Origin of the sequence: Moraxella sp. CTOTU47724 (genome assembly GCF_032014955.1) — a bacterium.
Taxonomy (GTDB): Bacteria; Pseudomonadota; Gammaproteobacteria; order Pseudomonadales; family Moraxellaceae; genus Faucicola; species Faucicola tetraodonis.
In genome coordinates, this window is sequence record NZ_DALZSV010000004.1 from 35,533 (window position 1) to 52,380 (window position 16,848).

Below are 16,848 nucleotides of genomic sequence, written 5' to 3' on the forward strand. Positions count from 1 at the left end.
TATTGCTCGCGGTAAGCTTGCATTTTGGCAAGTTCCTCCTGCGTGCCATTTTTGGCGACATACTCGGTAATGTCATCCATCGTGACCAAGGCAAGTACCGGTACATTGAGGCTTTGCGCCAATTCTTGAATGGCAGATTGTTCGCTTTGACCTTTTTCTTTACGATCTAGCGCAACGATAATCCCCGCGACTTTGGCCTCTGATTTTTCTAATAGCGCAACGACTTCGCGCATCGCCGTACCTGCGGTCATCACATCATCAATCACCCAAACCGATTTGCCTTTGAGATCGGCTCCAACCAGCATACCGCCTTCCCCGTGGTCTTTGGCTTCTTTGCGGTTGTAGCCCCAATCGGCATTGATTTGGTGATTGTTCCACAGTGCTTGCGCGGTCGCCGCCACAAACGGAATACCTTTATATGCTGCCCCAAAAATCACCAAATCGCTACTTTCGGTAGATTGTAGCTGCTTGGCAAGGGCATCCGCATACCCATTTGCCAACACCGACAATAGCTCACCTGTTGATAACAAACCTGCATTAAAAAAATACGGACTTATACGACCTGATTTTAGGGTAAATTCGCCAAATTTTAATACATTGTTTTTGAGTGCCACCTCAATAAAATGCTGGGGAATAAACTGTGGTGAATGAGATGATTGGGCTTGAGATGATTGGTCCTGAGATAATTGCGACATACGCCACTCCAAAAAAGAACAAGTTAAAAAATAATATTAGCCGCCTGTGATTGGGTTTTGCGAGCTAATGGTAATAGTACGTTTGCTGATGGCTGTTTGCTTACCCACTTGCCAATCCATGGCAAGGGCAGCGAGCTCAACATGCGTCGGCTCGATATATAAATCGTTATGCCGGGTCAAAAAATGCAATTGGGTGCGATGCGCCTCGATGTATTGATTGATAGCATCAGCCAAGTCTTGCAAGGTGATTTGTGGGTTGAGTGATTTGCGTGATTTGCATTGGCATAGCAAAAACACACAAAGCATAATATGGTACATTTGTCCCATCAGATACAGTTTGGTTTCGATATTAAGTAGCGCTTGGTTATAGGTGGCGTCAGACTGTGTGCTGGGGGCATCGTTGGCTTGATGTGCGCAGAGATTTTGCACTGTCTGCTGTGACAAGGATGTTGTAAGCGTATTCATACTCGCTAAATGTGGGTATTGACCCATCACCTCTTTCATCAGTGAAACACTGCTGTCATTGACGAGCTGCGGCAACAAAGACAGCGGTAAATGCAATGATGGGTGTTTGCTTTGGCTGCTATTTGCCTGCTGTTGCTGCTGCTGGATAAAGTGCCGCATCTCAATGCTTTGCTCAGATAGTAACTGCTCTAGCATGTCAGATTGATGACTTTGCGGAATTTTTTTAAGGGTTTTTGTTGTGCTGCCCTTCATTCGGTATGGCTTGGCAACGTCTTTTACACTAGCGGTGATGTTGTTGGTATCCGCCACTGGCAATGAAAGCGGTTTTTGCATATAGACGTCAATGGTATGACGCGCAGGTATGACGCGCTTATCAATCGGGCGACAAGGATCGGGTAAAGCCAATCTTTCTGTTTCTGTCATCACATTGGGATGGCGTAGCTGGTGTTTGTCTTTAACAACTTGGTTTTTTGCGGCGTGGCGCTCGGTGTTGGAATAAGTCATGGCATACACGGCTATAAAATCACTGATAGGTAAATGCTGAAAAATTTTTGTTGAAACCCACCACCCATCACTATTCGCCTAAACTCGACAAAATATACTGATAGCCTGACTGCCAATCTGGGTAGTTGAGCCAAGTAGCTGGCAAGTTAGTGATAATGCGTTTGCCCGTTGTTGGCTCCATACAGGGCAGCGATAAGCTCAAGCCCTGTGCAGTCGCCAAATAGTTTAGCACAGTATAGAGCGGGACTGGCGCGTTATCTGTCGCCAAGTAAACTGGCACGGTTTGACCCGCATTGATGACAGTGACAATGATGCTGACTAAATCTGTATCCATAATACGATTAGTCCATGTGTTACTCGGATAATCGCTCGCCGTATTTGTCGACTGCGCTGCTAACTGTCTTGCCATGGTCAGTAGACGTAGCCGTGACTGCCCATAAATCCCACTTGGGCGAATGATGACGCTCTTATCTTCAAAGTGCTGCTGCAACAACTGCTCAGTTTGCAAAATCACTTGAGAAGTGGCGCTCGCTGGCGCGAACACAGGGGTATCGATATCAATGATTTCGCCCGCGTTTTGTCCGTAAACGCCTGTCGAAGAAATAAATACCACACGTTTGAGGTTTGGCAGATGGTCACCCAATCGCACCACATGCTCGGCAATCGCATAATAACTGTCACGGTAGCCTTGTAGCGACAGGGTATCTGGACTGACAATGATACAGATTTGGCTAATTTGGCTGGTCCATTGACTTAGCTGCGCAACGTCTAACGTGCGCGCATCACTGGCAACAAAATGTAGATTTTCCTGATATAGATGGTCATTATCGGGCGGTAGCTTGGGTGTTCTGGGGCTGCAGAAAACCAAATCTGTCGGCGTGGAGCGGCTAACACCAATCACGCAATGCCCCTGCAGCGCTAATTGCTTAGCAACTGGTAAACCAATTTTGCCCAGTCCAATCATTAAAATGGTTTGCATCATGCTATGACCTATCGTGAATGGCATTAAAAAAGCCGACTATTTTTAATCGATGTATTTTTAACCGATTTATTGTTGAAAACGCATCGATAAATCAATGGCTTTGATATGCTTCGTCAACGCACCCATTGAGATAAAATCCACCCCTGTTTCTGCCACTTGGCGTAGATTGGTAAGGCTAATATCACCTGAAGCTTCAAGCTGGCAAGGCTTGCCAAGACTAGCAACCAGCTCGACCGCTTTTTGGGTATCTTCAATGGTAAAATTATCGAGCATCACGATATCAGCATTGGCAGCGATGGCTTGATGCAACTCATCAAAATTTTCCACTTCAACTTCCACTGGCTTATTGGCAATCTGACGCGCCTGACTGACTGCTTGGGCGATACCGCCACACGCCATGATGTGGTTTTCTTTTATTAAAAAGGCATCGTATAGCCCGATACGGTGATTATTGCCGCCGCCACACAGCATGGCGTATTTTTGCGCATGGCGTAGCATTGGGAGGGTTTTACGGGTGTCTAACAATTTGGTCGGTAGTTCTGCGATGACCGCCACATGGTTGGCAACCACAGTGGCAGTAGATGATAAAGTCTGTAAAAAATTGAGCGCGGTACGCTCACCCGTCAGTAGCGCCCGGGTGTTACCGATGAGCGTCACCAAAACTTGATTGGCTGCCACAGCGTCACCATCTTTGACTGCCCAATCAAGCTGCATATTGGGGTCAAGCTGGCGAAATACTTCATCCACCCATGCCTTGCCCGCGACTACCATCGGTTCACGACAAATAATGGTTGCCGTATCGCGCTGTGTTTCGGGTATTAATTGGGCATTAATATCCCCAGTGGCGATGTCTTCTTGCAGCGCAAGTGCGACTTGTTTGGCGATTTCAATACGTAGTAGTGAGCTGATGTGCGGGGTGGTGACCGAGGTGTCACTAATGGTTGGGCTAGCAGCAGACATGCAAATAATCCCTTATTGTCGATGGGGCATTTTCGATGAAGTATGTTCGATTGTATTATCGCCTATTCTTTGGGGGCTTGGGTAGTAGTTTGTTGATATAAACGCAGGGCAATCAACGCCAAAGCCGCTATAATTGCGGCGAGTACACCCCATAGTGCCCATGTTTTGTAGCGTTCAAACGACGCGTTGGGGTTGTTCAATGCCTCGATATTTTGCATTTGTCCTTCAACGGTGTTGCCGAGGCTGGTAAGTTGTTGGTTGGATAGCGTGATATTGGGTTGTTGTAATACGCGTGGCTCGTTAATCACCAGTCGATAAGGCGCTGTGCCTTGTGCTAAAAAATACATCTCATACATGGGCGTTAACAGATTGACCGGCAAATCATCTTGCTGCATTTGACCGCCCAATTGCAGCGATTTGGTCAACGTCGGTTGCCAACTGACCGTGGTATGGTTTTTATCAATTTGTGAATTGGCTAAAATTTTATCATTACTTACATTAGCGGTTTTGTTGATTTTAGCCAATTGATTGGCTTCTTGCTCAGGTACCTTGATGCTCACTTGCCACAGCTGATTTTCGGGGACAAAAAAACTCACCCCTGTGGTCAACATAGGCTGAGCAAGGCTAAGCCGCCATTGGTTGGTGTCATCTTTGACTTTTGAAAAACTGGCGCGGGTCAAGAAGAAACTTGCCTCACTCACCATGCGATTTAAACTGGCTGCCTCAAGATTGATAGGCTGATTTGCCACCACTTGCCAATACCGATAATTGGCTTGCTGCGGCTCGATGGCAATAGCATTGCCTGTCGCTATCGGCTGATTAGTACCGTCAGCTTGCGGCGCTACCATTTGGCTATGTTGGGCAGGCTGGCTAGGTTGACCACGTTGGCTAGGGCTAAAGGGGCTGACCACCGTTTGGCTGACCATCTGCCAGCTTTGTAAGTCATCACTGCCATAAATTTGCAGTTGCAGTGGGCGCTTGCTGGGCTGGGCTGAATTCACGGGTAAAAATTTTAGCCAAAGATTGACTGCTTGCTCGGTTGATAAATTAGATTGGTTTTTGGCAAAGTTGGGATTGGTTAACCACCAAGTTCTGACCGGGTTATTGGTAACAGCGGCAACTGGGTTTGAAGGTAAATTGCTAAGGTCAATATTAATTGATTGTTGGTTGTCTGGGTTATCAAGCTGTACGGTCAACGCATGGCGTAATTTTTCCACCGCATTGGGGTTATCGGTCTCTACGCTAACTACTTGCAATACTTGATTGACGGATGATTGTTTGCTGACAGGGCGAATCGCCATCGGCATAATATGACCTTTGGCATCAATCAAGCGATAATTTTGTTTATCACTAATACTTACGCCATTTTGCTGCATGATTAAAGCTAACAAACTGGGCGTTAACGACGAAAATTTTACCAGTTGGGCGCTGTTGGGGTTGTCCGCTTGATTTTCTCCCGGTAAATCAATGTCGATTGCAAAGCTATTTTGCAATGCCTCAAAGCCATAGCTGATATTGTCAGTGTCATGCGCTTGCTCTGACTTGTCAACGATGGCGGGCGCTACCGTGGTCGTGGTGGCTTTTTGCGAGGCAACAGTGACGGATGCCGTTTGCGTAGGGTTTTGGGCATCTGCTTGCGTGTAAATGATAGCTACTAACAATAGCGGCGAAACTAAAGTTGCCGATAAAATACAGGCGCGGTGTTTGGCTAATCTCACGTGACAGTGCTTATTTTTTTTCATTTTTACTTCATTTTTAATTTATAGTTACTATAGAATTCATAGCTCCTATATAATTGATATGGCTTTACAAGCTAAACAATTTCGATTGACATTGACAAAAACTCAGACCAATTAGACTTAACCAAAAAACAGCGTAGCGTGTGTTTGGGTTATCGACATAAAGCCGTCAGTCATAACTAATCTAAAAATTTGGAAATCCTAACATCACATGGTTAGCATCATTAGACAGTATCAACCTTAAATTTTTATGTTAGAAAATAATAAATAGCATTCTAACTTATTGATAGTAATTAGATTTATAATTTGGTTAACATAAAACTTTGCCCTATAAGGATATTAACAATACCCACTCAAAACTTCTATACCGTGCTACAAACCACTAACAAGAGAACCGATATTTTGGATAAATTCCAGCCAGATGTTACAATTTAAAGACAATTAGGCAGCAAGTCTTTGTGCATTTAGCTAATCCCGCCTGCCGTAAATACGCAAAATAATCTACGTTATTCACGAGCTTTAGCAGGGGTTTACCTAGCTTTTTTTGTCTGCATTGGGTTTGTCTAGCTTAAGTTTATCTGATTTGGGTTTACCTACTTTGGGCGGTAAGGGTGCAAGATAACCAATGACTAGCATCAACAAGCCTGCCCCGATAAAAGACACCACACGCAGTACCGCACTGGTATTAGACATATCAATCAATACCAACTTGGCAACCACCATGGTTAATAATGCGATACCGGCAAACCATACCAAGCGAATGGCTTTTTTGTTTGCCAAGAACATCAATACCATCGCAATGACGGTCCATAAGATAGTCAGCCCCGTCTGTACCATACTGACTGACCAAGCACCATTTTCCCACGTCGGTGTGCCCCAAACGCTGGCAAACCCACGCACCAACATACTGCTGACCGTCAAAAATGCCCCTAGACCGCAAACCACCAAAACGATAGTACGATAGTTGCTATCAACTTTGAGTGCCACATAAGATTGGTACAGTAAAATGCTGATTAAGGTCAAATCCAGCGGATTGAGCAGGGGCAGATAAACGCCCAATAGCTGACCGTCTAACGAGAAATTGGCAGACAAACTCCAAATAAAGGTCATCGGTAGCAAAATATAAGCACTGTGTTTAAGTAGCCAATCAACCTCTAACCAACCAAGCAAACGACCACCAATCGCCTGAAGTTTTGGCAGCAACAACAAACTCATCAGCCCCAGCACAGCCAGCACGGTCGGTAAAATAGTGATAATGGCTCGAAGCTCTTGGGCATGCTGCCAATAGTTAAATGGCACTTGTTGCAGCATCCAAGTTAGCATGGCAATCAGTACCAAAAACCAAACGAGCGCGTCAAATCTTGTATCGAGTCGGTCGCGGTACCAGCGACTAAGCAGCCACGCGCCTAGCAATTTTGCGATGGCTAAACAGCCGAGCATAGCGAGCAAATAACGCCCCAACCCGCTAAATGCTTTGATGTGATAATCGTTTAGGTCTACAACCGTCTCGACCTTAACATGGGTGAGACAGACTAGCACCCAACTTATCATTGCAAACGGTAAAATCAAGCGGCTCACCTTACGCATACTGCGCCAAACAAAACGCTGATGCATCAGTTGTCCCACAATTAAAAATACCGCCATAGCCACGGCAAGTTTGATAGTGGTGGTTTTGCCATCGTTGTTCCAAAAGGGGGCAGCGGATAAAATCGCCGACAGATACAGCACAAACCCAACAACCACAAGCGCGGTGGCAACAAAGCTGTGACTGGCATTATCAGCAATTTGTTGAACCCGTTTATACGTCGTTTTGACTGCCTCAGGTTGAGTTTGAGGCTGAGTTTGAGGCTGGGCTTTAGCTTGGAGTGTGGCTGCCGTTTGGGGTGTGGCTGCCGCGATATTGCCCCTACCATGACGCAAAATAAAAGCAGACAGCAGCACACACGCTGTCAATACGGTCAGTGGCAAGGTGGATGAAGCAGCCACTATAGACATTTGGTGGGGAATAGATAATTGATCCAGTAGCCCATACCAATGTCGCATGAGGGTATCAAAGCCCACCAATAACACGATACTAAAGCCTTGCAATGCCAACCCAAAATATACCGTCCAGCGTCTTTGGGTACGCGCACCGAGCCACACCAATGCAGCACCTTGCACTGCCCAACCGATACTAATCCATTTGGCTGATAGCGCCAGTGGTATCACCAAAGCCAAAAACCCACAGCCGAGTGCAAGGCTGGCTTCAATAAGTAGCTCAAAGCTGTTATCAAATTGGTTGTTGGCTTGTGGGTCGCCTGCGATGCTACGGCGATGATGTTTGAGCAGCCACAGTCCTAAATTCAAATAAATAGCCGATAACGCACTGCTCGCAAAGGCCAGATGATAAGGCAAATCATTGAGCAAGCTTGCCATCAGCCCAAACCCTAGTAACGCTGTACCAAACAACAAGCCTGAATCTATCGATAGAATCGGGCGTTTGGCTAACCCCCTGTTCATTTGTAGCAGCGTTTGGTTATAGCTCACGACCTGCTGAGAGTATCTAACTGCAATAAACAAATACAGCGCCATGTGCCCAACCAATAACCCCAGCAGTTGCCAGCGTAATGACAGCCAGCCTGCACTATTGGCACTAAATGCACGAAATCCCCACACATAAGCAAGCCCAAAGGTCACTGCTAGGCTGAGCGCATTGAGCAATTTCCAAGTGCGATAATGGGCAATCACCGCAACCGCTATATTGAGTAATAAATAATAACTAAATAACATCACCACACTACCGTCAGGTCGGCTGACCAGTATCGGCGCAAAAAACGCCCCACCGAATGCCAAGACCGCAAGCGGCAGCGCATTTTGCCACACCGAAAACATCACTGTTAACCCTGCCAGTAATGCAAGCACGCCGAAGGTTAAGGTTGATGGTAGTAGTCCATACAATTTAAAACTCGCAAACACCGTCAAATAAATCACCGCAAAGCCGACGCCTTGCAAAGTCAACCCATAACTGCGTTTTTTGGCAGTAGTGCGATAGCCGACTGCCGTTATCACCAAGCCACCTAACGCTACCAGCGCCATGCGCACGGGCATCGATACCTCAATATATTGGCTGGCAAGTTTGAGTAATAGCACCACGCCCACTAGCAACACCAGTGCCCCGACACGCACCACCAAGTTCTCCCCAAAAAACCATTGGGTGGCACTTGCCCAAAGCGATGTCACAATATTGGTAGCGCTTTCATCATTTTTTAAAGAAGGAGATGATGGCTGTGATACGCTAGGTTTATGCGGTTGGGCTGCGTCATTCACTGACGGCTGTGTTGCCGTTGACGGAGCTGAACTAACCGCGTCAAGCGTATTCGCCATTGGCAAAGATTCAGCCGCTGGGAGGGGCGCTGAGACGGGAGCTTGACTGATGGGCTGCGTGATGGGGTCAGTAACAGGTTCAGTGACAGGCTGATTTTGGCGAATATCGCTTGCCGATTGCTGCGTAGATGATGGCTTTGCCTCGCTGCTAAGGATATACACGGTTGCCATGACGTCAGCGAGTTGTTTTTGCAGGTTGTCGAGCTTGGATTCAAGTCGGGTAATTGCTTTTTGTTGGACAAAAATTTTATAAAGCGCTCCCACCACTGCCAGTATCAACGCCGCTATAATCGTATCCATCAGATGTCCTACCCTTGTTGTCAGCTTAGCGATAGCATACCATTTTTTTGCAAAATTGCTTTTTTTTAACTGTGTCTTTCGGTTAAGGTGAAGATAAGACCAATTTTATGCTAAATTAGCCACAGCATTGAGTAGCGTTTTACCAACTATTTTAAACACCATTTTGATGATTGGGCGGGGTATGGTTATGTCGGGATTTAGCATTGAGCAGGGTTTATTAAGCCCATGCGAGTTTGTGGCGTCACCGAATTTTGGACAACGCCCCAACCCTAACGATATTCATCTGATTGTGATTCATAACATCAGCTTGCCGCCCAGTGAATTTGGTCTAAAAAATGACCAAGGCGAGCATTTTGTTCGTGCATTTTTCCAAAATCAGTTAGACCCCAAAGCCCATCCGTATTTTGCAACCATCTATCAGCAGCAGGTCTCCGCGCATTTGTTTATTGAGCGTGATGGCAGCGTCACGCAGTTTGTGAGCTTTGATGAGCGTGCTTGGCATGCTGGCAAATCTAGTTATTTGGGCGTGCCAAACTGCAATGACTATTCGATTGGGATTGAGCTAGAAGGTGATGATTATAGCGAGTTTGATGACAGGCAATACCAAGCTTTAAGTGACGTGATTGCCGCGATTTATCAAGCTTATCCCAAAACCATCAATCATCTAGCCGGTCACAGCGATATCGCGCGCGGTCGCAAATCCGACCCGGGGCTGCATTTTGATTGGGTGAAATTAAGAAACATGGTCAATAGAAACATGGTCAATAAAAGTGAAATCAACCATTAAATGCCGTTAGATGACTTTCGAAAATTTATTGTATGGCAATTTTTTAGGATAACGATTTTGTAAAATAACGATTTTGAAAGATAACATTTTTGCAAAATAACAGCACCCCAATCAAACTAAAAAATCCCATCATTACACCCATTTCTCGGCAAAACTTGTAGCGATTCTTTCATGTCAAAACTTATCAAATCCACCGCGATTATTAGCTTTTTTACCATGTTGTCACGCATCTTGGGGATGATACGCGACATGGTATTGATGAGCGTGTTTGGTACGGGCGGCATGATGGATGCGTTTTTGGTGGCCTTCAAATTGCCCAATTTTTTGCGGCGGCTGTTCGCTGAAGGCGCTTTTGCCCAAGCTTTTGTCCCTGTACTATCCGATTATCAACACCAAGCCCAAGATAACGACACGACCGATAGCAAAAAAGCCTTGCTCGGCATTCAAATTCTTATCAGTCGGGTGGCAGGTACGTTATTGTTGATTTTATCAGGCTTAACCGCCGTGATAGTCATCTTTGCGCCTGCTGTGATTGCTGTGTTTGCGGTCGGTTATCTGCATGAGCCTAGCAAATTTACAACCGCAGTTGAGATGCTTCGTATCACTTTTCCTTATTTGTTATTTATCGCCATGACCGCCTTTGCTAGTAGTATTTTGCAAAGCGTGGGGCGGTTTGCCTTGCCTGCCTTTGCACCGGTGATTTTAAATGTGTGTATGATTGTGGGCGCGATTTGGGTAGCGCCGCTGCTTGCCAAGCCAATTTTGGCGGTCGGTTATGCAGTTGCAGTGGCAGGTTTGCTGCAGCTATTGATTCAATTGCCGCAATTGCATAGCCATCAGCTGCTCGTGATGCCAAAGGTTAGCTTTCGTCATCCTGGCGTGCGACGGATTTTAAAACTCATGCTCCCTGCGCTGTTTGGGGTATCGGTTACCCAAATCAATATGCTGGTCAACACGGTACTGGCTTCAACCATGGTTGATGGCTCGGTCTCTTGGCTGTATACCGCCGAGCGGATGAGTGAGTTGCCGCTAGGTCTGATTGGGGTGGCGATTGGCACGGTGATTTTGCCCAGTCTATCCAAAAGTATCGCAAGCGATGACCATCAACAATTTGGACACACCCTAGATTGGGCGACGCGATTGACGGTGTTGGTCGGCGTACCTGCATCCATCGCGCTTGGCATGATTAGTAATGTGTTTATGATATCCCTGTTTGAACATGGAGAGTTTGTGCGGCAAGATGCCATGATGAGTGGGCTTGCGCTACAGTGCTTATCAGGTGGGATTTTGGCATTTATGCTCATTAAAATATTTGCCCCGGCTTTTTTTGCCCGTCATGACAGTCGCACCCCTGTCAAAGTCGGTGTGATTAGCGTGATTGCCAATGTCGTGCTAAGCCTAATACTGGCTGAGTTATTTAAAAAGTGGCAAATCGCGCCCCATGCCGGGCTAGGACTTGCCAATACACTGGCGTCTTTTATCAATGCGGCGCTGTTATATTTTTATTTACATACCCAGGGTATTTATCGGTTTGGTGCGGCTTGGCGACGATTAGCGGTTATCTTTGCCATGGCAAATGGGGCAATGGGGTTGGCACTTGCCGCTGGTATTCATTTTTTCCCCGTTACTGCGCATCAAGGTGTTCGTATTATTGCGCTATTGGCGTTGTGTGTGGTGGGCGCTGTGGTGTATGGCGCAGCGCTATTAATCACTGGCTTTAAGCTATCAGAATTAAAACCGCATCATAGCGTTCAATAAATAATAGAAAATAAACAACGGACAACGGACGAAAAAAGCGGCTAAATAAAATTTATCTAGCCGCTTTTTTTAACTGAAGTTTTTAATTAATTTTTGTGAGTGATTTTTGCACGTGAGATTTTTTAACCGATTCAGGCATCAACCCACCAAGACATTAGCGCTTTATCGAATTTTGGCAGTCTTTATTATCACAAATTCCATATAGTACCAGCGAGTGCCCTGCTAGGGTAAAGCCAAAGTCTTTGGCGACTTTTTCTTGCAGCGCTTCGATTTCTTCATTGTGAAATTCAATGATTTTGCCGCATTGGTCACATACCAAGTGGTCATGGTGCTCATCTTTGGCGATTTCAAACACTGACAAGTTGTTTTCAAAATTGTGACGCTCGACAATTCCCGCTTGTTCAAACTGGGTTAGCACACGGTAAACAGTCGCAAGCCCCACGTCTTCGCCGTGCTCCATCAAGGCTTTATACACATCTTCTGCGCTCATATGATGGGATTCGGCTTTTTCTAGCAATTCTAAAATTTTCAAACGCGGTAACGTGACTTTCAAACCGGCACGACGCAAATCTTGGTTGGTAAAAGACGACATAAAAATCCTCGCACCTATCAGGTGTCGCTTATAAACTAAAAATTATAACTATAATAACAAATTCGATAAAATCCCACAGTAAAAAAACGTGACATCACTGGCAAAAGCGCCCGTTGACAAATAAAGGGCGAATGCAGGCTAAAGACAAAGTACGCCAACCACCAGAACGCCAAATACCAAACCACCGCGGCGTTTTACACCCAAACATTAACTGTATGTAAAATAATTTAAATTTTGCGGTCAATAGGTAGGCAAAAAAACCCAAATCACGTATGATAAGTCGTAAATTTTATCGTTCACCATCTCAAAGCGGTTTGACAAATGACATCTATCACAACACTATCAAAAAAACTGGCAGTCCTGCCTTTGGTTGCCGTAATTAGCAGCGTCACCGTATTACCAGGTTGCTCATGGTTTAGCGTGTACAAAATCGATATCCCACAAGGCAAGCCGATTCATGAAGACAAATTAAGCCAAGTGCAAGTGGGTATGAATGCCAATCAAGTGCTATATATATTAGGTAGCCCAACCTTTAGAGACACCCTAAATCCGGTACGTTGGGATTACCTGTATGATTTTACGCCAGGTACTAACGCCAAACGCGCCAACAAGCCGGCGATTCATAACGCCCAACAATACGCCAAAATTTATTTTGACCAAAATGGTATTGTCACCAGCATTGAGCGCCCAGCGGTAACTCAGTAAGCTTTTTTGACTAAAAAAAGCCAATCATAGCCGTGATGCTGTGATTGGCTTTTTTTGTGCGCTACACAATAATACTGGAATACTGGGTCACACCTTTATCGGTTAAATTTTTTAGACAGTAATTTGCGTTTGTTTTGCGGGTCGATGGTCAAAGGGCGATAGATTTCGATTCTATCGCCTGTGTTGATAGCACTTTGCCAGTCTAGTTTATGGGAAAACACACCGACACTATAGCTAAAAATCTGCGGATACTGCTGTTGCCAGCCTGTGGCATTGACTGCATCAATCACCCGGCTATTATCGGCAAGTTGCAGGGTTAACCGCAATTGTGTTTGGCTATCGGGCGCAAAGGCTATATCTACAGTAATCATTTTGCCAATCCTAGCACCCACCCCACCATCGCCAAAATCACCGCCAATGGCACAATAATACGCACCGCAATGCGCCAAAGGTTATATAAGCCTTCTGAGCTAAAATTCAATGATTTGCGCAAATGGCTGATTTTCATTTGCCAGCCTGCAAATACGGCTAGCCATACCGCCGTGACTAAACTTATCACGATAATCAGCTGATTGAGCCAAGCAGTTGGTACCATGGCTAGCGCAAGACTAAGCACTGCCAATACCACCAATGCCAAAAAATTAAATTGCTGTTGTTGCAAGCGTAGTGACACTTGATGGGTCAAGATATGCAGTAAATACGCTGCCCCTGCCAGCATCGCCAATGCATTCAGCACTGCCGCCATCGCGCTGTTTGGCGATAAAGTTATGGCAATCAGCGCACCCGCTAATAACTGAAAACTCCACACCGGTAATACATAGCGACTCGCGGATTCGCGTGCGTCATCGGCAGCCGTGTTGCTCATTGTGAGCATTTGGTGGGTGCGCGCATGCCAGTATAGTCCTGTACCTGCGCCAACACAGACTAGCGCCAACACGACCGCCCCTGCCCACTCCGTCAAGGACGTGGCTGTCATCTGCCACGCCACAAACCCACCCTGCATGACATTGACAACCAACGCGGCAACAGCAAAACCGACCGCCAACCAACCTGCCAAATGCTTGATAAAACTCAAACCAATTACTATCAGCACCATGATGGCTAGCAAGGCAGGCAAAGCAATATTGCTTACTAGCGGATGGATAATCTCGCCACTACTTGCCAGTAAATGCCCCACGACCGCCAGCAGCAGCACAATAGTCAGCCAACCAAACCCGCGCCAAACCGTTGACACGTCAGCTTCACGGGTCAACATGGGCAGACCGACCAGCGGAGAGGTACCACTACGATGCGCCAAACCAATCTCTGCAAACACTAATGGCAAGCCGACCAAGGTCATCGCCACCAACCACAACAACCAAAAATCAATCTGCCCAATGTAGTCACGGCTAAACCAAGTAAAAACCAGCAGCGGCAGCAAGCTTGCTATCAACATCGGCTGTAAACGATTAAATGGCATGGTGTTGGATTCCTTTGTAGCGGTAAGTTGTTATCATAAAATTGTTTGAGTCGCTAAAGTGATTTTAAAAAAGTGACTGTAAAAAAAGCGACTTTGAAAAACTGATTGTAAGAAAGTGATTTAAAATTAAACGCTGCAAAAACTAAATCGCCGCTATTTTAGCAAACCCACACCGTATGCAAAACCCACCAACGCAAAATCCACACAAACTTATCAAAAATAGCTGTCAAAATAAAAAACCCTGCGTATCACAGGGCTTTCTTTATGGCTGCGCATTATTGCTTAACATCAAAAAGCGCAGTTACACGTGCGGTAAAATCGCAGGCATTAAATCATGAAAGGTACGACCTGACGCGGTTTCACCAATGGCATGCATTTTCCACTCACCGTTATGACGATAAATTTTTGCCAAAATCAGCGCTGTATGACTGCCTTGGGCTGACAAATCATAACGGGCAACTTCACTGTTATTACTAGCATTCACCAAACGACAAAACGCATTATTGACCGTGGCAAAAGTTTGACCCGTAAAGCTATTGACAGTAAAAACCAAGGCTTGCACATGGTCAGGGATACGAGATAAATTAACATTAATCACTTCGTCATCGCCATCACCAGCACCAGTGCGATTATCGCCTGTGTGTTGTATGCTACTGTCTTTTGACTGCAATTGTCCAAACCAAATCGCATCCACCATTTGTTTGTTGGCATCAAGCATGATACACGACGCATCCAAGTCAATGCTGCCGCCTGCGCTGCCACCACCACCGAACAAGCCACCCAAAAATCCACCTGATTTTTGCGGCGCAGCACCGACATCCCAACCCAGACCCATTTTGATTTGACTGAGTGCGCCACCTGCTTCTTTTTCTAACGAGATTTTTTGACCTTTCGATAAATTCACTGCCATGTTGGTTTCCTTATTTTATGTTTTTACTATTCTATCTAGCTATGTTTTAAGCTATGTTTTAAGAGGTTAATAACGGTTTAGCACAAATTGATTATAACAAACCGCCCAAAATACCTTCATTGCCACCGCGTCCGCCTGAGTTTGACCCCAGTAAACTTTGAATCCAGCCTTGGTAAGTATCACGGTTGCGCGAGCAAATCACTACTTTGCCCTGACCTGAGAACTTTAGTACCATGCCTTCGCCACTCGTGACTGAATTGATGATATTGCCCAAAAAGCCTTTTTTCTGGCTGGTCGCCATTGACAGGCTATATTGCAGTCGGCTATCCCAGCATACCACGTGACCATTATCAATAATCACATCTTTATCAGGCGTGACATCAATCTCAAACAAAGAACCAAACCCAGATACCACGAGCTGACCTTGGCCTTGCGTTTGCATGACCATAAAGCCCCCCGTATCGCCAAATATAGCGCCGCCTAAATTGCGCTGTATATTGGCACGCAAATCAACGCCATTGGTCGCTGCCACAAAGGCACCGTCACTGAGCGTATACTGATTGGCACCGACGTCTAAAATTTGCATATCACCATCAAGTGTGGGCGCAAGTAAGCAGTCACCCTCACCATTGACCGCTTCAATTTGCTGTTGAAAAATCGACTCGTCATTGGCAAATCGGCGCATCAAAGCTTGCATGATGCCGCCACGCATCTGACCTTTAAGCTCAAGATTTGACTCCATCATGACCATGGCATTGGATTCGCAATAAATCGAATCGCCTTTTTTGAGATTACAATGCAAAAATGGCTCAATCGTCCCAATCATACTAAACGTCGCTGCCATAGGTTAATGTATCCTTATAAAATAACTGGCAAAAATGATAATAAAAGTAGCTAAGTTTGAAAAAGTCCTTAGGCTGAAAAAAGCGCTCAGGCTGAAAAAAAGGGGCAAGCCGATGCCACCCCATTGTTAAAAAAATGTTAAAAAATTTTAGCCAAAAAACTAAACAGCAACGCCATATGACGCAGCCAATGGCCCTAAACCGCCAGCAAAACCTTGTCCAACCGCGCGGAATTTCCACTCGCCATTGTTCTTATAAAGTTCACCGAAAATCATCGCCGTCTCGGTGCTGCTGTCTTCTGACAAATCATAACGAGCCACTTCGGTGCCGCCTTGGGTATTCACGATGCGAATATAAGCGTTTGCTACTTGACCAAAGTTTTGGTTACGCGCTTGACCCTCATAAATCACCGCACAAAATACCACTTTGCTTACATCAGCTGGGACTTTAGACAAATCTACTTTGATGACTTCATCATCGCCATCGCCTTCACCGGTGCGGTTATCACCCGTATGCTCTACTGAGCCATCGGATGATTTTAGGTTGTTAAAGAAAATAAAATCTGCATCTGTTCGTACTTTACCCGATTCATTGACCAAAAACGCGACCGCGTCTAAGTCAAAGGCTTGCCCGTCAGTGGCACGTGGGTTCCAGCCAAGACCAACGGCCATGTTGGTTAAATTCGGTGCTTCCTTTGATAAATTAACATTACCACCTTTGGTTAAGCTAATTGCCATTGTTTTATCCTTTGTAATAAATTTTTGAAATCAAATAAGAAAATCGATGT

At 45.6% G+C, this 16,848-nt stretch carries 15 protein-coding genes; 3 read left to right on the plus strand and 12 right to left on the minus strand.

Translation table 11 applies throughout. The features are described 5' to 3' along the window. From pyrE to RTR63_RS01805, 6 genes are all read right to left on the minus strand, one after another. The coding region (gene pyrE / locus RTR63_RS01780; RefSeq protein WP_312522348.1) for an orotate phosphoribosyltransferase at positions 1 to 695 on the minus strand (695 nt) is incomplete at its 3' end. A 36-nt stretch (positions 696 to 731) separates the two neighbouring features. Then, positions 732 to 1,664 carry a hypothetical protein gene (locus tag RTR63_RS01785; RefSeq protein ID WP_312522349.1) on the minus strand — a complete coding sequence of 311 codons (933 nt, stop codon included), beginning with the start codon at positions 1,662 to 1,664 and terminating at the stop codon, positions 732 to 734. Positions 1,665 to 1,734: 70 nt separating this feature from the next. Then, complete coding sequence (locus RTR63_RS01790; RefSeq protein ID WP_312522350.1) at positions 1,735 to 2,646, minus strand: NAD-dependent epimerase/dehydratase family protein; 912 nt, start codon at positions 2,644 to 2,646, stop codon at positions 1,735 to 1,737. A gap of 66 nt (positions 2,647 to 2,712) precedes the next feature. Beyond that, positions 2,713 to 3,606: a carboxylating nicotinate-nucleotide diphosphorylase gene (nadC, locus tag RTR63_RS01795; protein ID WP_312522351.1), complete on the minus strand. Its 894-nt coding sequence runs from the start codon at positions 3,604 to 3,606 to the stop codon at positions 2,713 to 2,715. Positions 3,607 to 3,668: 62 nt separating this feature from the next. Then, on the minus strand, positions 3,669 to 5,348 hold the full coding sequence (locus tag RTR63_RS01800; protein ID WP_312522352.1) for a DUF3999 family protein: 1,680 nt from the start codon (positions 5,346 to 5,348) through the stop codon (positions 3,669 to 3,671). Between the two features lie 531 nt (positions 5,349 to 5,879). Next, on the minus strand, positions 5,880 to 9,008 hold the full coding sequence (locus RTR63_RS01805) for a DUF2339 domain-containing protein (RefSeq protein WP_312522353.1): 3,129 nt from the start codon (positions 9,006 to 9,008) through the stop codon (positions 5,880 to 5,882). A 181-nt stretch (positions 9,009 to 9,189) separates the two neighbouring features. Here RTR63_RS01805 and ampD point away from each other — a divergent pair, with 181 nt between their 5' ends. Both ampD and murJ read left to right on the plus strand, forming a co-directional pair. Beyond that, positions 9,190 to 9,795, plus strand: coding sequence for a 1,6-anhydro-N-acetylmuramyl-L-alanine amidase AmpD (gene ampD / locus RTR63_RS01810; RefSeq protein ID WP_409418181.1), 606 nt, complete (start codon positions 9,190 to 9,192; stop codon positions 9,793 to 9,795). 171 nt (positions 9,796 to 9,966) lie between these two features. After that, the gene (gene murJ / locus RTR63_RS01815; protein ID WP_312522356.1) at positions 9,967 to 11,553 is read left to right on the plus strand and encodes a murein biosynthesis integral membrane protein MurJ; all 1,587 of its coding nucleotides are present in this window, start codon (positions 9,967 to 9,969) and stop codon (positions 11,551 to 11,553) included. A gap of 154 nt (positions 11,554 to 11,707) precedes the next feature. On the opposite strand, the gene fur is transcribed toward murJ, so the two are convergent. Beyond that, the gene (gene fur / locus RTR63_RS01820; protein WP_050325439.1) at positions 11,708 to 12,145 is read right to left on the minus strand and encodes a ferric iron uptake transcriptional regulator; all 438 of its coding nucleotides are present in this window, start codon (positions 12,143 to 12,145) and stop codon (positions 11,708 to 11,710) included. Between the two features lie 321 nt (positions 12,146 to 12,466). Here fur and RTR63_RS01825 point away from each other — a divergent pair, with 321 nt between their 5' ends. Then, positions 12,467 to 12,850 carry an outer membrane protein assembly factor BamE gene (locus RTR63_RS01825; RefSeq protein ID WP_175405691.1) on the plus strand — a complete coding sequence of 128 codons (384 nt, stop codon included), beginning with the start codon at positions 12,467 to 12,469 and terminating at the stop codon, positions 12,848 to 12,850. A gap of 95 nt (positions 12,851 to 12,945) precedes the next feature. Here the strand turns inward: RTR63_RS01825 and RTR63_RS01830 are convergent, their stop codons facing one another. The 5 genes from RTR63_RS01830 to RTR63_RS01850 all read right to left on the minus strand — a co-directional run bounded on the left by RTR63_RS01830 (position 12,946) and on the right by RTR63_RS01850 (position 16,798). After that, positions 12,946 to 13,221 carry an RnfH family protein gene (locus tag RTR63_RS01830; RefSeq protein WP_050325438.1) on the minus strand — a complete coding sequence of 92 codons (276 nt, stop codon included), beginning with the start codon at positions 13,219 to 13,221 and terminating at the stop codon, positions 12,946 to 12,948. After that, entirely contained in the window at positions 13,218 to 14,309 is a 1,092-nt protein-coding gene (locus RTR63_RS01835) for a hypothetical protein (protein ID WP_096488447.1), read from the minus strand. Before RTR63_RS01835 ends, RTR63_RS01830 begins: the two co-directional genes overlap by 4 nt. A 301-nt stretch (positions 14,310 to 14,610) precedes the next feature. Continuing rightward, complete coding sequence (locus RTR63_RS01840; protein ID WP_007115781.1) at positions 14,611 to 15,219, minus strand: TerD family protein; 609 nt, start codon at positions 15,217 to 15,219, stop codon at positions 14,611 to 14,613. A 91-nt stretch (positions 15,220 to 15,310) separates the two neighbouring features. Further along, positions 15,311 to 16,063 carry a TIGR00266 family protein gene (locus RTR63_RS01845; protein WP_309575017.1) on the minus strand — a complete coding sequence of 251 codons (753 nt, stop codon included), beginning with the start codon at positions 16,061 to 16,063 and terminating at the stop codon, positions 15,311 to 15,313. A gap of 159 nt (positions 16,064 to 16,222) precedes the next feature. Continuing rightward, on the minus strand, positions 16,223 to 16,798 hold the full coding sequence (locus RTR63_RS01850; protein WP_312522357.1) for a TerD family protein: 576 nt from the start codon (positions 16,796 to 16,798) through the stop codon (positions 16,223 to 16,225). Positions 16,799 to 16,848 lie beyond the last annotated feature (50 nt).

What these genes read in the sequence shown, in the direction of transcription:
- RTR63_RS01785 (WP_312522349.1), bottom strand. Translation starts at nt 1,664, where the DNA reads ATGACTTATTCCAACACCGAGCGCCACGCCGCAAAAAACCAAGTTGTT.
- RTR63_RS01790 (WP_312522350.1), bottom strand. Translation starts at nt 2,646, where the DNA reads ATGATGCAAACCATTTTAATGATTGGACTGGGCAAAATTGGTTTACCA.
- nadC (WP_312522351.1), bottom strand. Translation starts at nt 3,606, where the DNA reads ATGTCTGCTGCTAGCCCAACCATTAGTGACACCTCGGTCACCACCCCG.
- RTR63_RS01800 (WP_312522352.1), bottom strand. Translation starts at nt 5,348, where the DNA reads ATGAAAAAAAATAAGCACTGTCACGTGAGATTAGCCAAACACCGCGCC.
- RTR63_RS01805 (WP_312522353.1), bottom strand. Translation starts at nt 9,008, where the DNA reads ATGGATACGATTATAGCGGCGTTGATACTGGCAGTGGTGGGAGCGCTT.
- ampD (WP_409418181.1), top strand. Translation starts at nt 9,190, where the DNA reads ATGGTTATGTCGGGATTTAGCATTGAGCAGGGTTTATTAAGCCCATGC.
- murJ (WP_312522356.1), top strand. Translation starts at nt 9,967, where the DNA reads ATGTCAAAACTTATCAAATCCACCGCGATTATTAGCTTTTTTACCATG.
- fur (WP_050325439.1), bottom strand. Translation starts at nt 12,145, where the DNA reads ATGTCGTCTTTTACCAACCAAGATTTGCGTCGTGCCGGTTTGAAAGTC.
- RTR63_RS01825 (WP_175405691.1), top strand. Translation starts at nt 12,467, where the DNA reads ATGACATCTATCACAACACTATCAAAAAAACTGGCAGTCCTGCCTTTG.
- RTR63_RS01830 (WP_050325438.1), bottom strand. Translation starts at nt 13,221, where the DNA reads ATGATTACTGTAGATATAGCCTTTGCGCCCGATAGCCAAACACAATTG.
- RTR63_RS01835 (WP_096488447.1), bottom strand. Translation starts at nt 14,309, where the DNA reads ATGCCATTTAATCGTTTACAGCCGATGTTGATAGCAAGCTTGCTGCCG.
- RTR63_RS01840 (WP_007115781.1), bottom strand. Translation starts at nt 15,219, where the DNA reads ATGGCAGTGAATTTATCGAAAGGTCAAAAAATCTCGTTAGAAAAAGAA.
- RTR63_RS01845 (WP_309575017.1), bottom strand. Translation starts at nt 16,063, where the DNA reads ATGGCAGCGACGTTTAGTATGATTGGGACGATTGAGCCATTTTTGCAT.
- RTR63_RS01850 (WP_312522357.1), bottom strand. Translation starts at nt 16,798, where the DNA reads ATGGCAATTAGCTTAACCAAAGGTGGTAATGTTAATTTATCAAAGGAA.